23 protein-coding genes are annotated in these 24,896 nt (G+C 72.0%); 15 read left to right on the plus strand and 8 right to left on the minus strand.

Features of this window, described 5'->3' with window-relative positions:
* Positions 1-13 precede the first annotated feature (13 nt).
* The gene (locus ACZ6ZP_RS21550) at positions 14-3,298 is read left to right on the plus strand and encodes an AfsR/SARP family transcriptional regulator (protein ID WP_469407959.1); all 3,285 of its coding nucleotides are present in this window, start codon (positions 14-16) and stop codon (positions 3,296-3,298) included.
* Positions 3,299-3,423: 125 nt separating this feature from the next.
* Here ACZ6ZP_RS21550 and ACZ6ZP_RS21555 read toward each other — a convergent pair whose 3' ends face one another.
* A complete protein-coding gene (locus ACZ6ZP_RS21555; RefSeq protein WP_351166825.1) occupies positions 3,424-5,139 on the minus strand; it encodes a bifunctional 3'-5' exonuclease/DNA polymerase in 1,716 nt (571 codons plus the stop codon).
* A gap of 144 nt (positions 5,140-5,283) precedes the next feature.
* On the opposite strand from ACZ6ZP_RS21555, the gene ACZ6ZP_RS21560 reads away from it, so the two are divergent.
* Entirely contained in the window at positions 5,284-6,120 is an 837-nt protein-coding gene (locus ACZ6ZP_RS21560; RefSeq protein WP_469407901.1) for a nitrilase-related carbon-nitrogen hydrolase, read from the plus strand.
* A gap of 613 nt (positions 6,121-6,733) precedes the next feature.
* On the opposite strand, the gene ACZ6ZP_RS21565 is transcribed toward ACZ6ZP_RS21560, so the two are convergent.
* Entirely contained in the window at positions 6,734-9,079 is a 2,346-nt protein-coding gene (locus ACZ6ZP_RS21565) for an ABC transporter permease (protein ID WP_469407904.1), read from the minus strand.
* Positions 9,076-9,954 (minus strand): ABC transporter ATP-binding protein, encoded by an 879-nt coding sequence (locus tag ACZ6ZP_RS21570; protein WP_469407906.1) that lies wholly within the window; start codon positions 9,952-9,954, stop codon positions 9,076-9,078. The genes ACZ6ZP_RS21565 and ACZ6ZP_RS21570 overlap by 4 nt, the downstream gene beginning before the upstream one ends.
* Positions 9,955-10,037: 83 nt before the next feature.
* Between ACZ6ZP_RS21570 and ACZ6ZP_RS21575 the strand changes: the two genes are divergently transcribed.
* Together ACZ6ZP_RS21575 and ACZ6ZP_RS21580 are read left to right on the plus strand one after the other, a co-directional pair.
* Positions 10,038-11,213, plus strand: coding sequence for a DUF2786 domain-containing protein (locus ACZ6ZP_RS21575; RefSeq protein WP_469407907.1), 1,176 nt, complete (start codon positions 10,038-10,040; stop codon positions 11,211-11,213).
* Positions 11,214-11,765: 552 nt separating this feature from the next.
* Positions 11,766-13,991, plus strand: coding sequence for an FUSC family protein (locus tag ACZ6ZP_RS21580; RefSeq protein WP_469407908.1), 2,226 nt, complete (start codon positions 11,766-11,768; stop codon positions 13,989-13,991).
* 48 nt (positions 13,992-14,039) lie between these two features.
* On the opposite strand, the gene ACZ6ZP_RS21585 is transcribed toward ACZ6ZP_RS21580, so the two are convergent.
* From ACZ6ZP_RS21585 to rpmB, 3 genes are all read right to left on the minus strand, one after another.
* Positions 14,040-14,561, minus strand: a complete 522-nt coding sequence (locus tag ACZ6ZP_RS21585; protein ID WP_366461531.1) for a hypothetical protein — start codon at positions 14,559-14,561, stop codon at positions 14,040-14,042.
* A 74-nt stretch (positions 14,562-14,635) separates the two neighbouring features.
* Entirely contained in the window at positions 14,636-14,941 is a 306-nt protein-coding gene (gene rpsN / locus ACZ6ZP_RS21590; protein ID WP_351171979.1) for a 30S ribosomal protein S14, read from the minus strand.
* A complete protein-coding gene (rpmB, locus tag ACZ6ZP_RS21595; protein ID WP_351171976.1) occupies positions 14,941-15,177 on the minus strand; it encodes a 50S ribosomal protein L28 in 237 nt (78 codons plus the stop codon). The genes rpsN and rpmB overlap by 1 nt, the downstream gene beginning before the upstream one ends.
* Positions 15,178-15,259: 82 nt before the next feature.
* Between rpmB and rpmG the strand changes: the two genes are divergently transcribed.
* The 5 genes from rpmG (at position 15,260) to ACZ6ZP_RS21620 (ending at position 17,742) form a co-directional block, all read left to right on the plus strand.
* Positions 15,260-15,424 (plus strand): 50S ribosomal protein L33, encoded by a 165-nt coding sequence (gene rpmG / locus ACZ6ZP_RS21600; RefSeq protein ID WP_009719228.1) that lies wholly within the window; start codon positions 15,260-15,262, stop codon positions 15,422-15,424.
* Between the two features lie 5 nt (positions 15,425-15,429).
* On the plus strand, positions 15,430-15,675 hold the full coding sequence (locus ACZ6ZP_RS21605) for a type B 50S ribosomal protein L31 (RefSeq protein ID WP_351171972.1): 246 nt from the start codon (positions 15,430-15,432) through the stop codon (positions 15,673-15,675).
* 77 nt (positions 15,676-15,752) lie between these two features.
* The gene (locus tag ACZ6ZP_RS21610) at positions 15,753-16,886 is read left to right on the plus strand and encodes a CobW family GTP-binding protein (protein WP_351171969.1); all 1,134 of its coding nucleotides are present in this window, start codon (positions 15,753-15,755) and stop codon (positions 16,884-16,886) included.
* Entirely contained in the window at positions 16,887-17,126 is a 240-nt protein-coding gene (gene rpsR / locus ACZ6ZP_RS21615; RefSeq protein WP_351171966.1) for a 30S ribosomal protein S18, read from the plus strand.
* A gap of 376 nt (positions 17,127-17,502) precedes the next feature.
* Positions 17,503-17,742: a DUF397 domain-containing protein gene (locus tag ACZ6ZP_RS21620; protein ID WP_190083999.1), complete on the plus strand. Its 240-nt coding sequence runs from the start codon at positions 17,503-17,505 to the stop codon at positions 17,740-17,742.
* A 12-nt stretch (positions 17,743-17,754) separates the two neighbouring features.
* Here ACZ6ZP_RS21620 and ACZ6ZP_RS21625 read toward each other — a convergent pair whose 3' ends face one another.
* Positions 17,755-18,240 carry an ATP-binding protein gene (locus ACZ6ZP_RS21625; RefSeq protein ID WP_351171962.1) on the minus strand — a complete coding sequence of 162 codons (486 nt, stop codon included), beginning with the start codon at positions 18,238-18,240 and terminating at the stop codon, positions 17,755-17,757.
* Positions 18,241-18,569: 329 nt separating this feature from the next.
* Between ACZ6ZP_RS21625 and ACZ6ZP_RS21630 the strand changes: the two genes are divergently transcribed.
* The 3 genes from ACZ6ZP_RS21630 (at position 18,570) to ACZ6ZP_RS21640 (ending at position 21,641) form a co-directional block, all read left to right on the plus strand.
* Entirely contained in the window at positions 18,570-19,433 is an 864-nt protein-coding gene (locus ACZ6ZP_RS21630) for a helix-turn-helix domain-containing protein (RefSeq protein WP_361467647.1), read from the plus strand.
* 55 nt (positions 19,434-19,488) lie between these two features.
* The gene (locus ACZ6ZP_RS21635) at positions 19,489-20,946 is read left to right on the plus strand and encodes an aldehyde dehydrogenase family protein (protein WP_351171956.1); all 1,458 of its coding nucleotides are present in this window, start codon (positions 19,489-19,491) and stop codon (positions 20,944-20,946) included.
* A 149-nt stretch (positions 20,947-21,095) separates the two neighbouring features.
* A complete protein-coding gene (locus ACZ6ZP_RS21640) occupies positions 21,096-21,641 on the plus strand; it encodes a DinB family protein (RefSeq protein WP_351171953.1) in 546 nt (181 codons plus the stop codon).
* A 7-nt stretch (positions 21,642-21,648) separates the two neighbouring features.
* On the opposite strand, the gene ACZ6ZP_RS21645 is transcribed toward ACZ6ZP_RS21640, so the two are convergent.
* On the minus strand, positions 21,649-22,290 hold the full coding sequence (locus tag ACZ6ZP_RS21645) for a bleomycin resistance protein (protein WP_351171950.1): 642 nt from the start codon (positions 22,288-22,290) through the stop codon (positions 21,649-21,651).
* A gap of 42 nt (positions 22,291-22,332) precedes the next feature.
* On the opposite strand from ACZ6ZP_RS21645, the gene ACZ6ZP_RS21650 reads away from it, so the two are divergent.
* From ACZ6ZP_RS21650 to ACZ6ZP_RS21660, 3 genes are all read left to right on the plus strand, one after another.
* Entirely contained in the window at positions 22,333-22,974 is a 642-nt protein-coding gene (locus ACZ6ZP_RS21650) for a PadR family transcriptional regulator (RefSeq protein WP_361467642.1), read from the plus strand.
* 98 nt (positions 22,975-23,072) lie between these two features.
* The gene (locus ACZ6ZP_RS21655) at positions 23,073-24,047 is read left to right on the plus strand and encodes an ATP-binding cassette domain-containing protein (protein WP_366461525.1); all 975 of its coding nucleotides are present in this window, start codon (positions 23,073-23,075) and stop codon (positions 24,045-24,047) included.
* An 8-nt stretch (positions 24,048-24,055) separates the two neighbouring features.
* Positions 24,056-24,886 (plus strand): ABC transporter permease, encoded by an 831-nt coding sequence (locus ACZ6ZP_RS21660; protein WP_361467859.1) that lies wholly within the window; start codon positions 24,056-24,058, stop codon positions 24,884-24,886.
* Positions 24,887-24,896: the final 10 nt, after the last annotated feature.

Genomic DNA, 24,896 nt, shown 5'->3' on the forward strand with positions numbered 1-24,896 from the left:
AGATGGCGTGGACGTGCGGTGCGACGGGTTGCGGTTCGGACTCCTGGGTGCGCCCGCCGTGTACGACGCCGACGGCGAGCCCCAGCCCGTGCAGAGCGCCAAGGGCCGTGCGCTGCTGGCCGCGCTGCTGCTCGAACCGGGCCGGGTGGTCTCCGTCGACGCCCTCAAGGACGCCCTGTGGGGCGGCGCCCCGCCCGCGTCCGCGCACGCCTCGCTGCAGAACCACGTGACGCGCCTTCGCCGGCTCCTGGACGATCCGGAACGGCTGCGGGCGGTGCCTCCGGGGTACCGGCTGCGGGTGGCCGAGGGCGAGCTCGACGTACGGGTCTTCGAGCAGCTGGTCGCGCGGGCTCGGGCCGCGCACGCGGAACGTGACTGGGAGGGCTGCGCGGACGCCGCGTCCGGCGCGCTCTCCCTGTGGCGCGGTACTCCGCTGGGCGGGCTGCCCGCGGACTCGGCGGGGCACGCGCTCGTACCGCGCCTGGAGGAGGCGCGGCTGCTCGCCCTCGAACTGCGCTACGACGCCGAACTGGCGAGCGGGGCCGATGGCGGAGGGCTCGTGCCGGAGCTGGCGGAACTGGTCGCCGAGTACCCCTTGCGGGAGACCTTCCACCGGCAGCTGATGCTGGTGCTGCACCGCACGGGCCGCCAGGCGGAGGCGCTCGCCGTCCACCGCGAGCTGCGGCGCAGGCTGGTGGACGAACTGGGCGTGGAGCCGGGCGCCTTGGTGCGGGAGGCGCACCGCGAGGTGCTGCGGGAGCCTGCGGGGGCGGGGTTGGGGGGACGCGAGAGGGGCGCCTCGGGGGGCTTGGCCTCGGGACGCTTGACCTCGGCGGGCTCGGCCTCGGGGGGCTCGGCCTCGGTCCCGGCGGACGTGGCTCCGGCGGGCGTGGTCCCGGCGGACGTGGCCCCGGGGGGTGATGCGGCGTCCGCCGCGCGTCTCGCCCCTGGGGGCGACGCGGCATCCCCCGCACACCCCGCCCCAGTACCCCAAGCATCCGCAGGTCCGGAAGCCCAGGCGCCCGCCCCTCAGGGCTCCGGCACGGTGGCCCCCACAGCCGTGCCAGCAGCCGTGCCCGCGCCCGCGCCCACGCCCGTATCCACCCCTGCCCTCACCCGCCCAGCCCAACTCCCGCCGTCCCCGCCCCACTTCACCGGCCGCGAGGAAACAGTCCGCTCCCTGGCGCAGCTCCTCACGGGGCAGGGCGGCAGTGACGAAGCGCCCGGCCGGGCGACCGGGGCCGTGCCCCCGGTCGCCGTGCTGTCCGGCATGGCGGGCGTGGGGAAGAGCGCACTGGCCCTGCACGTGGCGCACCGGCTGCGCGAGCACTTTCCCGACGGGCAGCTCTACGTCAATCTGCGCGGGGCCACCCCGGGCATGACGCCCCTCACGCCCGAGCAGGCCCTCGCCGCCCTGCTCCGCGACCTCGGCGTCGAGTCCAGCCACAGCCCCGAACACCCGGACGCCGCAGCCGCGTTGCTCCGCTCGCTGCTCGCGCCCACCCGTACCCTGCTGGTCCTGGACGACGCGGCGACCGCCGCGCAGGTGCGGCCGCTGCTGCCCGCGGGCCCCGGCTGCGCGGTCATCGTCACCAGCCGTTCGCCGCTCACCGCGCTCGACGGCGCGGGGCGCTTCCCGCTGGCTCCGCTCTCCGACGGGGACAGCGCCGCCCTGCTGCGTGCCGTCTCCGGGCGCGCGGGGCTCGACGCGGGGCACCGGCTGGTCGAGCTCGCGGGCCGCCTCCCGCTGGCCCTGCGCATCATCGCGGCCCGCCTCGCCGCCCGCCGCGCGCTCACCCCGGACGCACTCGCCGAGCTGCTCACCGTCAGCGGCGGGCGGCTGCACCACCTGGAGCACGACGACTTGAGCGTGCGGCGCTCGCTCGCCGTGGCCCTGGACGCGCTGCGTATGTCGGAGCGCGAGTCCGACCGGGACGCGGCCGCCGCCCTCGCCGCGATCGGTGCGCTGGACCTGCCCGCGTACGGAATCCCGCTCGTCGCCCGGCTGTTGGGGGTGGAGGAGTGGCGCGCGGGTGCCGCCCTCGACCGGCTCGTCGACGTCGCGCTCCTCGACGAGACGGCCTACGGCCGCTACGCCCCGCACGATCTCGTACGCGACTTCGCGCGGGAGGCGGCCCACCAGGACGGGACAGCGGCTGCGGACGTCGTGGAATCGGCGCTCCAGTGGTACGCGGAGTCGGCGCGCGAGACCGTGCTGGCGATCATGCCGGAGGGCCTGGACCGCGACGACCGGGTGCGGGGGGTCGAGGAGTGGCTGCCGCCTCGGCGCACCGCCGACGGCGCCCCGATCCCCGCCGTGCCGCCGATGTCCACCGACGACGCCTACGCCTGGGGCGACACGGAGCTCGCCAACGTCATCGCCCTCGCCGAACGCCACGGCCGCTCATCGGCCCTGCTGCCCCTGCTGGTCCGCTGCTTCTTCTCGTACCTCAAGCGCCGTGGCCGGCTCACCGAGGCGGACCTCCTCAACCGCCTCGCGGTGACCGCCGCCCGGCGCCGGCGCGACACCGCGGGCGAGGCGCAGGCCCTCACCGACCTCGCGGGCCTCAACTACGTGTCGGGGCGCAGCGGTGCGGCGCTCGCGCTGATCGACGAGGCGCTCGACCTGTGGCGCCGGCTCGACCGGGTGTCGTTCGTCCACCGCGCCGTCCTCAACCGCAGCCTCCTGCTCGAAGCCCTCGGCCGGTACGAGGAGGCGGCCGAGGCGCTGCGGCAGAGCCTGGAGCTCGCCAAGACCATGGACGATCCGCTGAGCGAGGCGTTCGCCCTCAGCCACCTCGGCAACATCTACGAGCACACCGACGTGCGCACCGCGATCGACCATCACCAGCGGAGCCTGGCGATCGGCGAGGCCCTCGCGCACGCCGGTGTCCGCCAGGAGGCGCACTGCGACATCGGCTACGCCTACCTCCTCCTCGACGAACCGGACGTCGCGCTCACGCACTTCGAGGAGAGCCTGCGCATCCACGGCGAGGCCGAGGACTGGCACAACGAGTCCAAGGTGCGCCTCGGCGTGGTCCGCGCCCTGCGCGAGGTGTCCCGGGCGCGGGACGCGGCGCGCGAGTGCGCCGACCTCCTGGAGCGTGCGGAGCAGCGGGCCGACGCGCACATGGCGGGGCTCGCCCGCCATCAGCGCGGGCTTCTGCTGTACGCGGAGGGGCGCGCCGAAGAGGCGTACGCCTTGTGGAGGTCGGCGCTCGCGGCGCTCGACGGCACGGACAGCAGCGAGGTCGTCGGCGAACTGAAGGACTTGCTCGCGGGTTCGGCGGCGAGCTGAAGGACTTGCTCGCGGGTTCGGCGGCGGGCTGAAGGACTTGCTCGCGGGTTCGGCGGCGGGCTGAACTTCCGCTGACCGCAGGCTACTTCGCGCCTACTTCCCGGCTTCTCTACTTCCCCGCTTCCCTACTTCGCGTCCGCGTAGCACTCCACCACGGCGACGGAGAACGGGAAGCGCACCGGCGTCTCGCCGAACGTGATGCGCCCCGCCAGGTCACCGGCCGCGCGGATCGCCTCCGTGACCGCCGCTGCCTCCTCCTGCGGGCAGTGCACGATGACCTCGTCGTGCTGGAAGAAGACCAGCTCGGCGCGGAGACCGGCCGCGGCGATGGACTGCCGCAGCGCGGCCAGCATCAGCAGGGCCCAGTCGGCGGCGCTGCCCTGGACGACGAAGTTACGGGTGAAACGGCCGCGGGCGCGGGTGTTGGAGGAGGCGTATCCAGGGGTGAACTCCCCATCCTGAGCGGGAAGTTCGGCAGGTTCCTCCTGTGGGATGCCCGCCTCGTCGAAGTCGTCCGCGCCGGCCGCCGGCGGGCTCGTCCGTCCCAGCCAGGTCCGTACGAGCCGGCCCTCCTCGCCCGCTTTCGCCGCGTCGTCCACGTACGCGACCGCTGCGGGGAATCTGCGGCGCAGTGCCGCCAGGTTCTTCAGGCCGTCGCCCGAGGTCTGCCCGTACACAGCGCCGAGCAGCGCGATCTTGGCGTGGTCGCGGTCACCGGAGAACGCGCGGTCCGAGAGGCGCGTGTAGAGATCCTCGTGGCTGCCCGCCACCTCCATCAGGCCCCGGTCGCGGGAGATCGCGGCGAGGACCCGCGGCTCCATCTGGTCGGCGTCGGCGACCACGAGGCGCCAGCCGGGGTCGGCGACGACCGCACGCCGGATGATCTTGGGGATCTGCAGCGCGCCGCCGCCGTTCGTGGTCCAGCGGCCGCTGACCGTGCCGCCCGGCGTGTACTCGGGGCGGAAGCGGCCGTCGCGCACCCAGTCCTGGAGCCAGCTCCAGCCGTGCGCCGTCCAGATCCGATACAGCTTCTTGTACTCGATGAGGGGCCGCACGGCCGGGTGGTCGATCTCCTCCAGCGCCCAGCGGCGGGTGGACGTGATCCTGATCCCGGCCTGCGCGAAGGCCTTGATCACGTCGTTCGGCAGGTCGGGGCGGACGCGGCGGCCGAAGGCGGCGGAGATCTCGTCGGCGAGCTCGGCGAGGCGGCGGGGCTCGGCCGCCCCCGCGTTCCTGCCGCCGCCCGCGTACCGCTCGCCGAGGAGCTCGGTGAGCAGGGCGTGGTGGACGTCGGCGCGCCAGGGCAGGCCCGCCACGTTCATCTCGGCGGCCACCAGCATCCCCGCCGACTCGGCCGCCGTGAGCAGGCGCATCCTGCCGGGGTGCTCGGCGGCCTCGTGTCTTCGCTGCTGCGCGGCATACACCTCCAGGAGGGCATCGAAGGGGAGGGAGGTCACGGGGGAGGGCTCGAAGAGGGAGTCCTGGGCGCCGGGGGCGGCGGCTCTGGGGGGCGGATCGTTCGGCACGGGCGCGTTGTGCAGGCGGGCCCAGGCGGCGGCCGCCGAGCGGGGTTCGCCGAGGCGGCCCTCGTGGCCGAGCAGGAGCAGCTCGGCGTCCTCGATGTCATAGCACCGGCTCACCCGGACGCCGGCGCCGAGCAGGGCGGGATAGATCTCGGCGGTGGACCGCCAGACCCAGCGACTCACGCCCGGTCTGTCCCGCACGGCCCTGGCGAGATCCGGCTCGTGCAGGACCGGCCCGGAGGGCAGGCCGTCTTCCCCGAGGGGGGCGAGGGTGGCGCCTCCGGCCTCGGTGGCGGCGAGGGCCCACCTTTCGGTCATGCGGTCGAGTGTCTCAGCCGCCACTGACAATCCCGCGGAGAAGGCTTTGGGCAGGCCCGCCCGGTCACTCCCCCCGGTGGTGCGGGACCACGTCCGGGGGTCCCCGACATGCGGGGGGTGGCCGGCGCTGCGAGGCTCTGAGCCATGAGAGTGGCCCTTGCGCAGACCGACTGTGTCCTCGGCGAGGTGGACGAGAACCTCGCGGAGGCCCGGGACCAGGTCGGTCAGGCGGCGGCGCAGGGTGCCGACCTCGTCGTCTTCCCCGAGCTGAGCCTGCACGGCTACCACTTGGGCGGCCTGAAACGGGACACGTCGCTGGACGCGAAGGACATCCGCCTCCTGGAGCTCTCCTCGCTCGGCCCCGATGTGATCGTGGGCCTGCACGAGCACACGAGTCTGCGCGCGTACAACACGTCCGCGTACTACGCGGAGGGCCAACTCCTCCACGCCCACCGGAAGTTGTACCTCCCCAACTACCTGGCCTGGGAGGAGCGCAAGCACGTCAGCCCGGGCCAGCACCTGCGTGCGTACCTGCCGGGCGGGCGCGGACGCGCGGCGACCCTCGTCTGCAACGACGCGTGGCAGCCGGTGCTGCCGTGGCTTGCGGTGCAGGACGGGGCGGAGGTCATCGTCATCCCCACGAACAGCGCGGCGAGCCTGGACCCCGAGTCGATGGACACGGGCCTGTACTGGGACACGCTGCTGTCCTACACGGCCCGCATGCTCCAGTGCTGGGTGGTCTTCGTGAACCGGGTCGGGAACGAGAACGGGGCGTCGTTCTGGGGCGGTTCACGGGTGGTGGACCCGCGCGGGACGGTGGTGGCGCAGGCGCCGAAGTGGGAGCCGGGCCTGGTGACGGTCGACATCGACGTCCACGAGGCGCGGCGGCATCGGCGGGCGGTGCCGTTGGTGGCGGAGGCGCGGCTGGGCCTGATCGACCGGGAGGTACGGCGGCTTATCGACGAGGGCGGCGACAGCTGAGGGGTTGCCTGCGGCGGGCTGGGCGGTCTCTTCTGTTGCCGCGGGCGGCTGGGGGCCCCTCCTGAACGGGGCCCTCCCACCCACCCGCCCGATCACCCGGCAGCTCTGCCCGCGCCGAACAGGCCTCTCCCACCCGCCCGCCCGATCACCCCGAAGCTCTGCCCGCGCCGAACGGGCCTTTCCCGCCCACCCGCCCGATTGCCCCGCAGCTCTGCCCGCGCCGAACGGGCCTTTCCCGCCCACCCGCCCGATTCCCCGCAGCCTTGCCCGTGACGAACGGGCCTCTCCCACCCGCCCGCCCGATTGCCCCGCAGCCTTGCCCGTGACGAACAGGCCTCTCCCACCCGCCCGATTGCCCCGCAGCCTTGCCGGTGACGAACGGGCCGGTCCCGCGCGTCCGCAGTCGGCGGCGAGACGTGAGGGGACGTGCCGGTATGTCCGCCCGGAGCACGGCTCGCGGCGCTCCGGTGCCGAAGTACCCTCGCGGCCACCGGGCGATAGCGAGGACGGACATACCGGCGCGGCCCCGCCCCCAAGGTCAGCGTCACCGCCTCGCCCCTCCCAGGGCCAGCAGCACCCCCGCCCCCAGGGTCAGCAGCACCCCCCCCCGCCCTCAGCGCCGCCGCAACCCCATCACCCCCGCCACCCCCACCCCCGCACCGACCACCGCGCAGACCCCCGCAGCCACCCCCACCATCCCCCACGGCACCGCCACCCCCGCCGGTGCCGACAGTCGCGCCAGGCCCGCGCTCAGCGTGCCCAGGTTGAGGAGCGTGACCGCCAGGCCCAGTGCCGTGCCTACCGCCACCGCGAGCAGGGCCTCCCCGGCGATCACCAGCCGCACTTGCCCCCACGTGGCCCCGGCCATCCGCAGCGAGCGCAGCTCAGGGCCCCGTACCGACGTAGCCATCAGCAGCGTTCCCGCCAGTGAGATGACCGTGTAGACCAGAGCGATACCCAGCAGCACCATCAACCCCAGCCGCGTCTGCGGCTTCGTAGCGGGATGCGTATCCGCCAGCCATTCCTCCGCCGACCACACCCGCACATCACCACCATCGCCGCCACCATCGTCGCCGCCACCACCGTCGCTGCCATCACCCCAGCCGCCATCACCACCCCCGACCCGCGCCCGCAGCGCCCCCGCGGCCTCCTCCCGCTCCGCACCCGCCGCCGCCCCCTCCCGCAGCCCCACATCAATCCGGTCCACCCGAGCCCCCGCCCCCGCATTGGCCGCCGTCACGTACGCACCGCTGTCCCCCGTCCCCCGCGCAAGCACCGCAACGATCCGCAGTCGCGCCGGCCTCCCGTCCCCGAGCCAGACGTCGACCCGCTCGCCCACCCGCCGCCGCTCCCACTCCTCGTTGACGACGATCGACCGGTCGTCCAGGTCACGCACGTCCCCCGCCACCACCGGCAGCCGCGACACCGAGGCGAACGCCGACGCATCGCTCACGGCCCGCGCATCCGAGCGGATCAGCGCCGTGCCTTCCTCCCGCACGAACACGGCCGTGGACCCGGACGACGCGGCCACCGCCACCCCACCCACTCCGCCCACCTTCTCCAGCAGACCGGTCTTCTCCAGCGGGCCCGCCTTTCCCAATGGCCTCAATGGCCTCAATGGCCCCAATGGGCCCAATGGCTCCAACGGGCCCAGCGGCCCCAAGTCATCGCCCGTCACCACCAGTTCCGCCCCCATGCGCCCCCTCGCCTCCGCCGCCCTCGCCTCGCCCACCGTCTCCGCCGAGCCCAGCAGCGAACCCGCAAGCGCCACCGTCACCAGGACCGGCGCGGCGACCGCCGCGGTCCGGCGCACCGACGCGGCGGAGTTCTCGCGGACCAGGAGCCCGACCGCGCCGGGAAGGCGGACGGCGCGCAGGGCGGGACGTACGAGAAGAGGAGTGAGCGCGGCCAGAGCGGTGATCAGGATCATCGGCTGGGTCGTGTACGTCTTCCGCTTCAGCAGCGCCGACGGGTCCGTCCACACCGTCCAGCCCAGCATCCCGACCCCCACCGCCAGCAGAACGCCGCCCACGATCCGCCGGCTCCACGGCATGACGCCGGTGTCGACGGACGCGTCCCGCAACGCCTCGACGGGGCCGATCCGCCCCGCCCGCCGCGACGCGATCCACGCACCCGTGAAGGCCACCGACACCCCGACCCAGAAGGCGAGATGGAAGGGCCAGACCGCCCCGCCGACCCCGAACCACTCCGGAGCGATCTCCGCGTCCACCAGCGCTCGCGCCAGTACCGGCGCACCCCACGCGCCCAGCACACACCCCACCCCGGAGGCCGCGACCCCCACCGCGAGCGCCTCCGCGAGCAGCATCCTGCGCACCTGGCCCGGCGTCGCTCCGGCCATCCGCAGCAGCCCGAACTCGCGCCGCCGCAGCGCCACGACGAAGGCGAAGGTGGACGCCGTGACGAAGACCGAGACGAAGGCCGACACCCCGCCCGCCGTCCCCAGGAACGAGTTCACCGCGACCAACGCCTCCGCGTCCCGGCCCGGCTCCGGATCTGCGAGCCGCCGATCATCCCCGGTCAGGACCTGGACCCGGACCCGGACCCCAGCCCGCGCCGCCCCGACGGCCTCCCGCACGGCCTCCCGCACGTCCTCAACCGGGGCATTCACCCCCACCGCATCTCTTTTCGCCCCGTCCAGCTGAACCGGCCCGAGGTGTCGAAGCTCGCGCAGAAGTTCGATATCCACAGGCTGTGGATGAGCGAGCGGTTTTGTCACATGCCCGGTGTCCGGCCCACGCCGTACCGGGACAGTCAGGGTGTTCTGTCCCATAACGACCACGGGTGACGCGGCGAACCGCACGGGTTCCCGCTCCGGCGCACTGAACGTCGAGGCGAGCCCGAGCCCCATCGCGGCGATGAGCGCCACACCCAGCGCGACGGCGACGAAGGCGCCGAGCAGGCCGGCCCAGCGGGTACGAAGGGAAGCGAGGAACATCATCGAGCAGCCACCTCCCCGCGACCCAATTCCCCGCGAGCCACCTCCCCGCGAGCCACCTCGCCGCGAGCCGCTTCCCCGCGAGCCACCTGCCCGCGAGCCGCTTCCCCGCGAGCCGCTTCCCCGCGAGCCGCTTCCCCGCGACCCGACTGAGGGGAGGAACCCGCCTCAAGCCCCGCCATCCGCCGGGCTACCTCCCCCGCATCCGGCGCGAGTACCTCGTCGGCCACCCGCCCGTCCACCAGGAAGACCACCCGGTCCGCATGCGCCGCCGCCACGGGATCATGCGTGACCATCACGGTCGTCTGCCCTTCCCGGTCGACCAACTCCCGCAACAGGAGCAGCACTTCACGGCTGGTGGTCGTATCCAGCGCGCCGGTCGGCTCGTCGCCGAACAGCACCGCGGGCCGCGTGACGAGCGCCCGCGCCAGAGCCACCCGCTGCTGTTGCCCGCCCGAAAGCTCCCCCGGCCGATGCCGGGCACGGTCGCCCAGGCCCACCCGGCCCATCGCGTCCCCCACCTCCGTACGCGATGGGCGGCGGCCCGCAAGCCGCAGCGGCAGGGCGACGTTCTGGGCCGCGGTCAGCGACGGGAGGAGGTTGAAGGACTGGAAGACGAAGCCGATGCGGTCCCGCCGCAGCAGGGTCAGCCGCCGCTCGCTCAACCCCGTCAGCTCCGTACCGCCCACTTCCACCGAACCGGACGTCGGCCGGTCGAGCCCGGCGGCGCACTGCAGCAGCGTCGACTTGCCGGAGCCGGAGGGCCCCATGATCGCGGTGAAGGTGCCGGCACGTATCGCGAGGTCGACGCCGTCGAGGGCGGTCACGTCGCGGTAGAGACGGCGGACGGCGGTGAGCCGTACGGCAGTTGAGGTCATGCCCCAACCCAACCGGCCACGGCCTCGCCGGGCACGACCACTGGGGGGCGTCCTGAGGGTATGGCCAGCCATACCCTTGACGTATGGATGATCCGGTGAACGAGGTGATCGACAAGGCGTTCGCGGCAGCGCTGTACGCGGACGGCGACGAGGGCCTCGACACCGGCGCGTCCCTCCTGGCGGCCGCTCCCGAGGCCGACGCGGAGCTGTGGCGCAGGGGCGAGGAGCTGGTGCGCCGCGCGTGGGGGCGGGGCTGGCAGCCGGCGGACGTCATACGGATGGTCGGCCGTGCCCAGGACGACGCCGCGCACGGGACCGACCGTGCCCAGCAGACACAGCTGGCCGCCGAGCTGATCACCACAGAGACCAGGCGGTACGGGGACACGCTGCCGCCCCGCTGGAGGGCGCAGCTGGCCGAGCTCGCTTCCGGGGGCGGCGCGCGAGCCGACCGCTTCTCCCGGGCGACGACCGCCCTGGCCCTCTACCGCCTCCTCCTGCGCCTCCCCGCGATCGAGCCGGTGGGCCCCGCCCCCGGCACCCCCCTCCACGCGCCTCCTCCTCCCGGCCACGAAGAGCCCCGCATCCTCACCCGCATCCGCGCGCTCCTGGCCAAGGCCGAGGCGACCGGATTCCCCGAGGAGGCGGAGGCGCTGACCGCCAAGGCGCAGGAGCTGATGGCCAGGCACACCATCGACGAGGCCCTGCTGGCGTCCCGTACGCACGCCAAGGACACTCCCGGGGCCTGCCGCATCGGCGTGGACGCCCCGTACGAGACGGCGAAGGCGATCCTGCTGGACGCGGTGGCGTCGGCGAACCGTTGCCGTGCGGTGTGGAACGAGGCGTACGGCTTCTCGACCGTCGTCGGCTTCGAGCCCGACCTGGAGGTGGTCGAACTCCTCCACACCTCGCTCCTCGTGCAGGGGACGGCGGCGATGACGAGGGCGGAGGCGGGGCAGCGGGCGGGCGGCCGGAAGCGTACGAAGACGTTCCGTCAGGCGTTCCTTCTGGCGTACGCGAACCGGCTCGGCGCGCGGCTGGCCGCGGCGGCGGAGGACGTCACCGCGGAGTCCCCGGAGGCGGGGGAGTTGCTGCCGGTCCTGGCCGCGAGGGACGTGGCCGTCACGGCCCAGGCGGAGCGGATGTTCCCTGAAACGAGCACCACCCGTGTCCGGGGCGCGACGGACATCGAGGGCTGGACCCACGGCACGGCGGCGGCCAACGAGGCCCAAATGCCCCCGCCCCGCCGCCCCCTCCCGTAAGAACCCCACTCCACCCCCGCAGCCGCACCCGCAACGAACAAGCCCCTCCCGCCCACCCGCCCGATTGCCCCGCAGCCTCGCCCGCGACGAACGAGCCTCTCCGTCCCACCCGCCCGATTGCCCCGCGTGGCACGGGGGAGTGGGGAGCGGGTGTAGCAACGGCATGGGTGGTAGTGCCTGGGGGGCGGAATGCAATCTGCGCGGTGAGGGTGGGCGGGGATCGGCACGAGGGAGGGGGGCGGATCGCGGGATGGGTGGGCGATCCGCGATTCCGGGAGTGGGGGAAACGGCGGTACGCGTACGACGTGCACCAGCCACGCGAGCCCGGCTCCCGCACACCCGCAGTCGGCAGTGAGACGCGAGGGGACGTGCCGGTGTGTCCGCCCGGAGCACGGCTCGCGGCGCTCCGGTGCCGAAGCAGCCCCACGGCCACCGGACGATGGCGAGGACGGACATACCGGCGCGGCACCGTCCCCACAGACGGACCAGCCCCGCCCCCCTCCCCCCGGGCCCCCGCCCAGGTTCAGCCGAAATGCCCCGTATCATCACAGAGTGACCTGGCTTCGAGCGCTGAAGGAGACCAGCCGCTCGGGGCTGAGCGTCGAGCGGAAGCGGCTCGAGCCCCTCATCGCTCTGCGCGGCGCAGCCGGCCTCGCCATCGTCATCGGCGTCAGCCTCACCCTCTTCGGCCCCGCCGTAGCCGCCAGCTCGGCCTTCGGCGCCTTCCAGGCAGCCATCGCCACCTTCCAACGCAGCTGGCGCCCCCGCCCGGAACTGGCCCTCGCCTCCGGCACGAGCCTCGCCGTCTCCACCTTCCTCGGCTACCTCACCGGCTCCCACACCCTCCTCTTCCTCGCCCTCCTCTCCCTCTGGACCTTCCTCTCCGGCCTGAGCTGGGCCGCGGGCCCGACCATCGGCATCATCGCCTCCTCCAACGTCGCGATCATGCTGGTCACGGTCACCCTCCCCGGTTCCATCGCCGCCGCGGCGGGCCACGCCGCGATGATGGTGGTGGGCGGCGCCGTCCAGGCCGCCCTCGTCGTCCTGTTCCCCGTACGCAGATGGGGCGCCCACCGAGACGCCCTCGCCGACGCGCTCGCGGCCGAGGCCGACTACGCCCGCCGCCTCCGCCACGACCCCCACGCAGACTTCGACCCCGAACCCCTGATGGCGGCCCGCGACGCGGCGACCATCACCCCGCGCCAGGCCCGCACCCGGCCCGCCGAACTCCACGGCGCCCGCGGCGTGGCGGAACGCATCCGCCCCGTACTCGCCTCCCTGGCCGACCCGGCGGTCGGCGTACCGGAAGAAGGCCCCGAACGCGACCGCGTACGCGAGATCCTGGCCGCGTCCGGCGCCATCCTGGACGCGGCGGCCAGAGCGATCCGGCAGGGCGAACCGGTGAAGATCCCACCCGCGGCCGTATCCACCCTCCGGACCCCGGACACCGGAGCGATCCTCACGGGCCCGGCGCAACGAGCGGCGAAACGCCTGGCGGCACTGCTCCGTGACGTCATCGAAACAGCAGGCAGACCCCCCGACAAAGCGCCCCCACCTCTCCCCGGCTCCCCCACAGCAACCACTCCCACCACCACAGCAACCACTCCCACCACCCCCACAGCAACCACCCCCACCACTCCCACCCCCCTCCTACGCCCCACCTTCCCCGCCCTCCTCCCCGCCGCCCTCCGCGCCATAAGGACCGAACTCCGCCGCCGCCACGAATCCCCCATCACCCGCCACGCCATCCGCGTCACCGCCGTGGCCGCCGCCGGCTATCTCCTGGGCACCTGGCTCCCCCTCGGCCACGGCTACTGGGCCCCCATGGCCTCCGTGATGGTGATGCGCCCGGACTTCTCGCAGACGTACTCCCGCGCGGTGGCCCGCTTCGGCGGGACCCTCGTGGGCGTCGCCCTGGCCACCGGCCTGGTGCAGCTCGCGGACCCCGGCACCGAGCTCTCCGCGGCACTCGCCGTCCTCTGCGCCGGAATGATGTACCTGCTGATGCGCACGGGCCAGGTCGCCGCCCAGGCCTGCGTCGCCGCGTACGTCGTGTTCCTGCTCGGCATGGGCGGCGAGCAGTGGACGCAGACCGTGCCGGAGCGCGTCGTGCTCACCCTCCTCGGCGGCGTCCTCGCGATGATCGCGTACGCCGTGTACCCGGCCTGGGAGACCCCGCGCCTGCGCAACCGCCTCGCCGACTGGCTGACCGCGGACGGCCGCTACGCCGCAGCCGTCGTCAGCCGCTACGCCGACCCCGCGGGCAGCTCCTGCCCGGACGTGCGCGAGGCGCTCCTCGCCGCCCGCGACGCCCGCATCGCCTGGCAGGAAGCCGCCGCCCGCGCCAAGCACGAACCGGTGCGCCACCGGGGCCTCTCCCGCGCCGCGGCCACCGACGCCGAGGAGGCCCTCGCCCAACTCGGCCGCGTGGCGATGCTGATGGAGGCCCACCTCCCGGACCGCGACGCGACCCCCGTCCCCGCCGCCGCCCGCCTCGCGGAGGCCCTGCGCAAGTCGACGGAGGAAGGCGCGAAGGCCGTACGCGAACGCCGCGTCCCGAAGTGGGAAGCCGTGCGCAAGGCCCTGGACGAGTGGGACGGCGAGGGCGTCCCCGACCGGGTCGTACGCAGAGGAGCGGGCCTCCTGCTCGCCACCCTCCAGGAGCTGTCGGACGCCCTGGACACGTCACCGCCGCCGATGCTGGTGGACGGATCGGAGACAGGCGCACAAAAGGACAGCGGACCGCAGGACCCCGAACAAGGTCCCACGGCCCGCTGACAGCGCACCCGATCAAGCAGCAGAGAGCTCAGGCAAGCAGCAAAGAGCTCAGGACTGCGGAATCCCCGCAGTGGGCAGCCCCGCAGTAGGCAGCCCTTCAGGCAGCTTCCCGCCCTTGGTCCTCGTGAACTGATCCTTGCCCGCGCCCTGCCAAGCGACCGTCATCGACGTGCCGTTGACCGACTCGACCGTGCCCTCGGTCCGGTCCGAGTCGCCCTTGGCGCACTTGAGCTTGATCGTCTCACCGGCGGCGGTCCCGCTGCACAGGACGTTCTCCCCGAGCAGCGTGGCCTTCTCCCCGGCGATGACCAGCGCGAGCGGGTTGCCGCCCGCGGTGGCGACCCAACTGCCCTCGGAGCCACCGTCCTTCGCACCGGAGTCGGCCCCGCCCTCGTCCGGCGTATCGGAACCGTCGGACCCGTCGGCCCCGGCGGAGCTGCCCGCCGAGCCCTTGTCCTTGTCCTTGCCCGCGTCCTCACCGTCGCCGCCGTCACTGCTGCAACCGGTCAGGACGAGGGCGGCGACAAGACCCGCCGCCGCGGCACCGATACGTACGTTCCGGACGTGCATGCGCACCGAAATCCCCCTACACGAAGCTGTGTGACGCTCGTCGCTCAAACCAGGCCAGTGAATCGCGCGCCAAGCTACCAGGACGACTTGCGCACCCCGGGGAGGAATCCGGCGTGCGCTTGGTCACGCAGCTTCACCCGGGAGAGGCCGAACTTCCCCACGTATCCGCGCGGGCGCCCGTCGACGCTGTCCCTGTTGCGTACGCGCGTCGCACTCGCGTCCCGCGGCTGCCGCGCCAACTCCGCCTGAGCGGCCAGCCGTTCGGCCTCGCCCGTGCCGGGCCCGCGGACGATCTCCTTCAGCTCGGCCCGCCGCGCGGCGTACCGCGCGACGATCTCGCGCCGCTTCTCGTTCTTCGCGATCTTGCTCTTCTTGGCCATCAGACCCTCACTCCGCGCGCACGGATCCTGGCGACGGCGGCCTCGACGCCGATCGCGTCGACGGTCTTGATGCCCTTGGCGCTGAGCCGCAGCCGTACGTAGCGGCCCTCGCTCGGCAGCCAGTAGCGCTTGCGCTGGACGTTGATGTCGAACCGGCGTGACGTGCGCCGGTGCGAGTGGGAGATCTGGTTGCCGAAGCCCGGCGTGGCGCCGGTCAGCTGGCAGTGGGCGGACATGGTGACGCACCTCTCGGTCGTGGGGCGGAGAACCCCTGCGGAACCGTTTTGAAAACGGGATTCATTTTCATACACTAACTCCATGGCCCGCAACGAACTCCGCCCGATCATCAAGCTCCGGTCCACGGCCGGCACCGGCTACACGTACGTGACCCGCAAGAACCGCCGTAACGACCCCGACCGCATGACGCTGCGCAAGTACGACCCGGTCGTCGGGCGCCACGTCGATTTCCGAGAGGAGCGCTGACCCTCATGCGCAAGGACATCCACCCGCCGTACGGCCCCGTCGTCTTCCGCGACAAGTCCGCCGGCTACGCCTTCCTCACCCGCTCCACCGCGACCAGCGAGAAGACGGTCGAGTGGGAGGACGGGCGCACCTACCCCGTCATCGACGTCGAGGTCTCCTCCGCGAGCCACCCCTTCTACACGGGCACGGCCAAGGTCCTGGACACGGCGGGCCGCGTGGAGCGCTTCGAGCGCCGTTACGGCGCGCGATGACCCCGCCGACTCCTCCGAACCCGCCGAACCCTCCCGCCTCACCGACCCCGCCGAACCCGCCGGCCCCGGGCCGCTCGATGGACGTCGCGATCGTCGGCGGCCTGCACTCCGACGCCCGTAAGGACGCCGTCGAGCGGCTCCTCACCACCGTCCCGGGGAGCGTGGCGCTCCACCACGACCTGGCGACGGCCGTGCGCGGCACCGTCGTGCGGACGGTGCGCGATGCCACCGGAGTGCTCTCCACGGGCGAGGCGCCGCTGGTCAACGACTGTGCGTGCTGCGCCCTGCGCGAGGACCTGGTGCCCGAGCTCGAACGGCTCGCGGACTCCGGTCTCACGCGGCTCGCGATCGTCGAGCTGTGGGACTCCGTCGAGCCCAAGGCGATGGCGGAGGTCATCACGGCGCACGCGCCCGAGGGGCTGCGGCTGAGCGGCGTGATCACGGCCGTCGACCCCGCACTCCTCCTGCCCTACCTCGGCAACGGTGACGACCTCATGGAGGCCGGGCTCGCCGCGGCCTCCACGGATCAGCGCACGGTGGCCGACACGTGGGCCCGCCAGCTGGAGTACGCGCCCGTGCTCGCCGTCGCTAATTCCCCGGACGCCGACGACGAGGACCGCGCGCTCCTCGCCCAGCTCCACCCGACCGCCCGTCAGGTCCCGATCAGCGGTCATGGGGACCTGGCGGGTGCCGCGCTCGCCGGATTCGACGTCGAGGCGGCAGCCGCCGCCCAGCATCCGTCCTGCGCGCTGCTGCCGATCGACGCCGACGAGGCGGGGGTGGCCACCCTCGTGTGGCACCGGGACCGGCCCTTCCACCCGGAGCGGCTCTACCAGGCCCTGGAGGACCTGACCTGCGCGGCGGCCCGCAGCCGCGGCAGGTTCTGGCTGGCCGACCATCCGGACACGCTGCTCGGCTGGGACGCCGCGGGCGGCGCGCTCTGCGTGGAGAGCGCGGGGCCCTGGCTGGCCTCGCTGCCGGACGCCGCCTGGGAGATGGTGCCGCCGGTGCGCCGTGCCGCGGCCGCGCTCGACTGGCATCCGGAGCACGGCGACTGCTGCCAGCACCTGGTGTTCATCTCGCCGGGCCTGGACCGCGAGGGGCTCGAAGAGGTCCTGGAGTCATGCCTGTTGACGGACGAGGAGTACGCCGCGGGGCGCGAAGCCTGGAAACACCTGCCCCCTGCCTTCGACACCCTCCTGGAGGTCTGAATGTCCCCCCGCAAGCCGTCCGACCGCGTGCAGAAGCCCCGCCCCAACCCCCTGGACCAGGCGAAGATCACGTACATCGACTACAAGGACACGGACCTGCTCCGCAAGTTCATCTCGGACCGGGGCAAGATCCGCTCCCGGCGGGTCACCCGCGTGTCGGCCCAGCAGCAGCGCCTGCTGACCCGCGCGATCAAGAACGCGCGGGAGATGGCGCTGTTGCCGTACGGCACGAGCCGCTGACCTGCGCCGCCGCTGTGCGGCGCGTCGTTCCGGGCAGGGCGTTCCCCGCGGTCACCGCGGGGGCGCCCTGCTTCTCGTTCGGTGCGAAGGCCTTCGTGCGAAGGCCTTCGTGAAGGCCGCCGTCGAGGCCTCCGCGCACGCCGTTACGCGGACGTTGGAACAGGAAGGGCCCGGTACGCGTCTCTTCCTAGAGGCGGGGGCGGCGTTCGCATGTCATGCGGGTACCCGGGCAGGTGCTGACGGAGCTGTAACCAAGGGACCACCCCGCGTGCACGTGCATCTGCCCATGCATCGGCATGTGAACACAGCTATGATCCCGGACAGTTGACCATTGCATCTAGAGCCGCATCAGGCACTGCACCACCGGGGAGCGACTGTGCACCACGTGTTTAACGGCATGGCTGCCACGGAGCTGCACGGGGTGGCCTGGCAGAAGAGCAGGCACAGCAACTCGCAGGGCGCCTGCGTGGAGTTCGCGAAACTGCCGGGCGGCGACGTCGCCGTACGCAACTCGCGCTTTCCCGACGGTCCGGCGCTCGTCTACACGCGCGCCGAGATCGAGGCGATGCTGCTCGGGATGAAGGACGGGGAGTTCGACCACCTGATAGGTGGTTAGCCGTCGTGCCCGCTAAGCCAGCTGGAACAACGCCCACACGACCTTGCCCCGCAGCGCGCCCGCGAGCGGGTGCCAGCCCCAGCTGTCGCTGAACGAGTCCACCAGGAACAGGCCGCGGCCCGACTCGGCCGAGAAGTCGTCGTCCGTCTCGCGCGCGACCGGACTGTCGTCACTGGGGTCGCGCACCGCGCACACCAGACGCGAGGTCCAGCGCATCAGGTGCAGCCGCACCGGCGGCCCCTGCTCGCGTGGAGTGTCGGACGGCAGCGCGTGTCTCAGGGCGTTGGTGACCAACTCGGAGACGACCAGGGCGATGTCGTCGAAGCGATCTTCCAGTTCCCACTGGCACAGGGTCTTGCGGGTGAACTGCCGCGCGCTGCCCACCGCTTCGTAGCGGGCGGGCAGGGAGCAGGACGCAGCGCTGGAGACCGCTGAGGGGTCGAGTGGGGGAAGCCCCTGCCGTAACGGCTCGAGCATGGTCGATCCATTCGTCCCCATGCGAGGCACTCCCCGGTTTCGCGGTACATAGCGATGGAGCGGTGGTGCGGTCGGTACAGCGACGCTGCGGCACATCGGTACAGCTCGGCCCGATGGTGATACAGCGGTGGCGCGCGGACCATGGTTCCGAATGCGTACAGCAGATGCAAGGGCAGATGCACGTGCACGCGCCGGACTTAGTCGTTCCCGTGCCACTTCTTGCCCATTTCTTCCTACGACTTCTTGTGGAGGACTTCCGAAGGCTTTCCGTTTCTGTAACCGAACGAGTACGGCCTGAAGCGTTTAATGGCAGACTGCTGGCTTCCAAGTGATGGGGAGGATTGAGCGAAGTGACCGCAGGGGAGTCGAGCGGCTCGGTCGTACGGCGCATGCTCCTTGGCTCGCAACTCAGGCGCCTGAGGGAATCGCGCGGCATCACCCGTGAAGCGGCCGGCTACTCGATCCGCGCCTCCGAATCGAAGATCAGCCGCATGGAGTTGGGACGGGTGAGCTTCAAGTCCAGGGACGTAGAGGACCTGTTGACGCTCTACGGCGTCAACGATGAGGCCGAGCGGGTCGCACTGCTCTCGCTCGCCAAAGAGGCCAACCTCGCCGGCTGGTGGCACAGTTATTCGGATGTCCTGCCGGGCTGGTTCCAAACATACGTTGGTCTCGAAGGCGCCGCTTCGCTCATCCGCGTCTACGAAGTCCAGTTCGTCAACGGCCTGTTGCAGACCGAGGCGTACGCCCACGCGGTCGTCGCGCGCGGCATGAAGGGCGCGAGCGAGGCGGACATCGAGCGCCGCGTCGCGCTGCGCCTCGAACGCCAGAAGCTGCTCGTCGCCGAGCGCGCCCCCCGTTTCCACTGCGTGCTCGACGAGGCGGCGCTCCGACGCCCTTACGGGGACCGGGAAGTGATGCGGGGTCAGATCCAGCACCTGATCGAGATCTCCGAACGGCCGAATGTCACCCTCCAGGTCATGCCGTTCAGTTTCGGTGGGCACTCGGGCGAGAGCGGAGCGTTCACCATGCTGCGCTTCCCGGAGTCGGACCTATCGGACGTCGTGTACGTGGAGCAGCTGACGGGAGCCCTGTACCTCGACAAGCCCGAGGAAGTCGGCCAGTACGAGCGGGTGGTCGGTCAGCTCCAGAGCGACAGCCCCAATCCGGCCGATAGTCGCGATCTCCTCCGTGGTCTGCTCCAACTCACCTGAGACGTCAGTACGATGACGTGAAATCAGATGTCTGCAGACTGCGGCAAGGGGTCTCATGTCCTTCTTCACTGACCTGGCTCACCAGTTCATCGACGGTGAGTGGAAGGCCGGTTCCGGCTCCTGGGACATCATCGACTTCAATCCGTACAACGGGGAGAAGCTCGCGTCGATCACCGTGGCGACGGCCGACGAGGTGGACCAGGCCTACCGAGCGGCCGAGCGCGCGCAGAGGGAGTGGGGCCGGACCAGCCCCTACGCCCGGCGCGGAGTCTTCGAGCGCGCCCTGCGGATCGTCGAGGACCGTGAGGAAGAGATATCCGAGGCCATCGTCGCCGAGCTGGGCGGCACCCGGCTCAAGGCCGCCTTCGAGATCCACCTCACCAAGGAGTTCCTGCGCGAGGCCGTGCACGTCTCGCTCCAGCCCGAGGGGCGCATCCTCCCCTCGCCCGGCGAGGGCAAGGAGAACCGCCTCTACCGCGAGCCGGTCGGCGTGGTCGGGGTCATCAGCCCCTTCAACTTCCCCCTCCTGCTCTCCCTGAAGACGGTCGCCCCCGCGCTCGCCCTGGGCAACGCCGTGGTGCTCAAGCCGCACCAGAACACGCCCGTGATGGGCGGCAGCTTCCTTGCGAAGCTGTTCGAGGAGGCGGGCCTCCCGGCCGGCGTCCTGAACGTGGTCATCACCGACATCGCCGAGATCGGTGACGCGTTCATCGAGCACCCGGTGCCGAGCGTCATCTCCTTCACCGGTTCCGACCGCGTGGGCCGTCACGTCGGCACGGTCTGCGCCGCGAACTTCAAGCGGTCGATCCTGGAGCTCGGCGGCAACAGCGCCCTCGTCGTCCTGGACGACGCGGACGTCGACTACGCCGTGGCCGCGGCGGTCTTCAGCCGCTTCGTGCACCAGGGCCAGGTCTGCATGGCGGCCAACCGCATCCTCGTGGACCGGTCGCTCCAGGAGGAGTTCACCGAGAAGTTCGTCGCCAAGGTCGCTGCCCTGAAGGTCGGCGACCCGGCGGACCCGGGGACCCACATCGGCCCGCTGATCAGCTCCTCGCAGGCGGACGCGGTGACGAAGACGGTCGACCAGGCGGTGGCGGCGGGCGCCAAGGCGCTCCTGCACGGGAGCACCGAGGGCAACCTGGTGGCGCCCACGGTCCTGACCGACCTGGCGGCCGATTCCCCGGTCCTGCACCAGGAGATCTTCGGCCCGGTGGCGCTGCTCGTGCCCTTCGACGGCGAGGAAGAGGCCGTACGGATCGCCAACGACACCCCGTACGGGCTCAGCGGCGCCGTCCACACGGCCGACGTCGAGCGCGGCGTGCGGTTCGCGCGGCGGATCAACAGCGGCATGTTCCACGTGAACGACGGCACCGTGCACGACGAGCCGATCGTGCCCTTCGGCGGTGAGAAGCACTCGGGCATCGGGCGCCTCAACGGCGAGTCGACGGTGGACGCGTTCACCACGCAGAAGTGGATCTCGGTGCAGCACGGCCGCTCCCAGTTCCCCTTCTGAGGACCTCGCGCACTGTGCTGCGCTCGCTTCGAACGCTGCGTACGTCGTGATTTCCCGGACCCTTGCGGACAGAAGCTGACCGCAAGGGTCCGTAACGTCTGTGGTGTCGGAAAGCCCGGCAGGCTCCACGGCTCGGAGAGGCGGACCCCATGGTCACCCACGTCAACGCAGAGGCCCCCGGCGACGAGCGCGGCGCGCTGCTCGCCTTTCTCGACGCCGAGCGAGGCGGCATCCGGCGGGCCCTGATCGGCCTGACCGACGAGCAGGCGGCGACGAAGCCCAGCGCCAGCGAGCTCTCGCTCTCCGGGCTGCTCAAGCACGTCGCCGAGGTCGAGGAGAGCTGGATCTCGCGGGCGAAGGGCGTCGCCCCCGCGGTCGAGCGCACCGAGGCGAACTGGGACGAGTGCTTCCGTCTGATCGAGGGCGAGACGGTCGCGTCGGCGCTCGCGTACTGGGGCCAAGTCGCCGACCGCACCGAGGAGTTCATCCGCGCCTTGCCCACCCTCGACGAGACCTTCGCGCTGCCCGATCAGCCGTGGTTCCCGAAGGAGGACGTGTCGATGCGGTGGGTGCTGCTCCGCCTGATCACCGAGATGTCCCGGCACTCGGGCCACGCCGACATCATCCGCGAGACCCTCGACGGCAGGACGGCGTTCGAGCTGGTGGCCCTGGAGCGCGGCGAGAGCTGGGGCTGACCCTCCTCTAGCCCTCCTCTTCGGGGTGTGTGGCGTCGGGGTGTGTTGCGTCGGGGCGCGCGGCGTCGACGTGCGCGGCCATCTCCGCCCGCAGGGCGTGCAGCTCCCGGAGCTGTTCGGGGGTGGGGGTGCCGTCCGCCGCCAGCGCGCGGTCGATGATGCGCAGGGCGGTCGCGTGGTCCTGCTTGGACTCGCCGATGAGGGTGGCCTGGTGCAGGGCGCGCGCGTACCTCTCGCGGGGCACCGGGGCGTGCTCGAAGGACTCGGCGATGGGCTGCCCGACGCGGACGCAGTTGCCCGCCGGGTCCGTCATCAGGAACTGCCGCACCCCGTACGTCATGTCCTTCACGGCCCCGAGGCGGGGCAGGCCGCGCGTCGGTATCCGCCCCAGGGTCTCCTTGAGCCCGGTCCGAAAGGACTCGTGGAGGGTGTCCACGTCGTCGGTCGTCACGTAGCAGGTGCTGTACGAGGTGGCGGGGTCGTAGCCCTTGATCCGGAAGAACTGCAGCTCCATGTCGCCGCGCCGGACCACGGCGTACGGATTGGGCGACCGCTGGTAGTACGTCACCTCGAAGCCGATGGCTTTGTAGAAGTCGAGGGTCTCGTCGAGCTCGTGACAGGGGAACAAGGGGATCATTGTCTCGGCCATACCGCTACTCTAATCAAAATTGATTAGAAGGAGGTGACTTTGATGTCGGCGATCCGACTCCTTGTCCTTGGTGCCGTCCGTCAGCACGGGCGGGCCCACGGCTATCAGGTGCGCAACGACCTGGAGTACTGGGGCGCCCACGAGTGGTCCAACGCCAAGCCCGGCTCGATCTACCACGCGCTGAAGCAGATGGCCAAGCAAGGCCTGCTGGTCGCGCACGAGATCGCGCCGTCGACGGCGGGCGGCCCGCCGCGCACGGAGTACGAGATCACCCAGGCGGGCACCGAGGAGTTCCTGAACCTGCTCCGGTCCAACCTGGTCTCGTACGACCAGCGGCCCGACATGCTCTCGGCGGCCCTCGGCTTCATCGTCGACCTGCCCCGCGAGGAGGCGGTCGAGCTGCTGAGGCAGCGGGTGCGGGGCATCGAGGAGTGGCGCAGGTCCGTCACGGAGTACTACACGCCCGAGGAGGGTCCGGAGCAGCTCGGGCACATCGGCGAGATCATGAACCTCTGGGTCCACACGGCCGACGGGGGCGTGGAGTGGACGCGCGGCCTGATCAAGCGCATCGAGGGCGGCGCGTACACGTTCGCGGGCGAGGGCGAGCCGTTCGTCGCCGTCCTGGGCGAGGGTGAGGTGAACCCGTACGCGACCGGGGAGCCGCACGCGGGGGACGATCGCTGATCAAGTTTGACTAATCCTGGATTCGGGGATACCTTCCTTCGCGTTGAGCTTGTAGTCAAGTTTGACTACGAGGGTGGCAGGGGATCGAGGGGAGACGGATGACAGACGCGATCGTCGTCGAGGGCGCACGGAAGCGGTACGGGGAGAAGTGGGCGCTCGACGGTCTGGACCTGGCGGTCGGGCGCGGCACGGTGCACGGCGTGCTCGGACCGAACGGCGCGGGCAAGACCACCGCGGTGCGGGTGCTCGCCACGCTGCTGCGGGCGGACGAGGGCCGGGTGGAGGTCGCCGGGTACGACGTGCGCAGGCAGCCCGACGAGGTGCGGCGGCGCATCGGTCTGCTGGGCCAGCACGCGGCGCTGGACGAGGAGTTGAGCGGCCGGCAGAACCTGGACATGTTCGGGCGGCTCTACCACCTGGGTGCCCGGCGCGCCCGCGTGCGGGCCGATGAGCTCCTGGAGCGCTTCGGGCTCGGGGACACGGGCCGCAAGGCGGTCAAGCAGTACAGCGGGGGCATGCGGCGCCGCCTGGACCTCGCGGCCTCGCTCATCACGGAGCCCGACGTGCTGTTCCTGGACGAGCCGACGACCGGCCTCGATCCCCGGGGCCGCACGGAGGTCTGGGACGCGGTGCGCTCGCTGGTCGACGGCGGCACGACGGTGCTGCTCACCACGCAGTACCTCGAAGAGGCGGACCAGCTCGCCCACCGCATCTCGGTGATCGACCGGGGCCGGGTCATCGCGGACGGCACGGCGGACGAGCTGAAGTCGAAGACGGGCGGCGACCGGATCGACGTGGTGGTGCGGGACGCGGCGCAACTGGAGCTCGTCGCGCGCCTGCTGCCCGGCGACGCCACCCTGGACACGGACCGGCGCCTGGCCAGCGCGCCGGTGGTGGACCGCATGGAGGCCCTCACCGGCGTCGTCCAGGCGCTGCGGGACGCCGGCGTAGAGGCGGAGGACATCGCGGTCCGCAGGCCGACCCTGGACGAGGTGTTCCTGCGCCTGACGGGCCGCACGGAGGGCCCGTCAGGCCAGGCGGAGGACCAGGAACGTACGAAGGAGGCCGTGTGAGTACGACGATGACGAGCCGTACGCCGGTGGGCCGCACGCCGGTCGCCAAGGGCGCGCCCCTCTCGTGGGCCGTGATCGACTCCTGGACCATGACCCGGCGCGAACTCGCGCACTGGGTGCGGCAGCCCGTGCAGGTGCTCGTCGGTCTGGTCTTCCCGGTGATGCTGCTGCTGATGTTCAACTACCTGATCGGCGGCGGAAAGGGCATCGCGGGCGACTACGCCGAGTTCCTGGTGCCCGGCATGTTCGCGCTGACCATGGCCTTCGGCCTGGACGCGACGATGGTCGCCGTCACGCAGGACCTCAACAAGGGTGTGATCGACCGCTTCCGGTCCATGCCGATGACCAACGGGGCTGTTCTGGTGGGCCGTTCGGTCGCGGACATGCTGCAGTCGCTCGCCTCGCTGATCGTCATGATCGGCGTCGGCCTCGCGATCGGCTGGCGCTGGCACGGCTCGTTCGCCGCGATGCTCGGCGCGGTGGGTCTGCTGCTCCTGCTGCGGTTCGCGATGCTGTGGATCGGCATCCACCTGGCGATGGTCGCGGGCAAGCCGGAGCTGGTCATGGCCGTGCAGATCCTGGTCTGGCCGGTCGGCTTCCTCTCCAACGCCTTCACGGTCCCGCAGAACATGCCGGGCTGGCTCGGCGCGATGGTCGAGTGGAACCCGATGTCGGCGACGGCCACGGCGGTGCGCGACCTGTTCGGCAACGACCCCGGGGTGGTGGGCACTTCGTGGGCCGCGGAGCACGCGGGGCTGCTTGCCGTGGTCTGGCCCGTGGTGCTCGTGGGGGTGTTCATGCCGCTGGCGGTGCGGAGGTTCGGGGGGCTCAGCAAGTAGCCGCGCTCCC

Source organism: Streptomyces sp. NPDC054047, assembly GCF_055585065.1.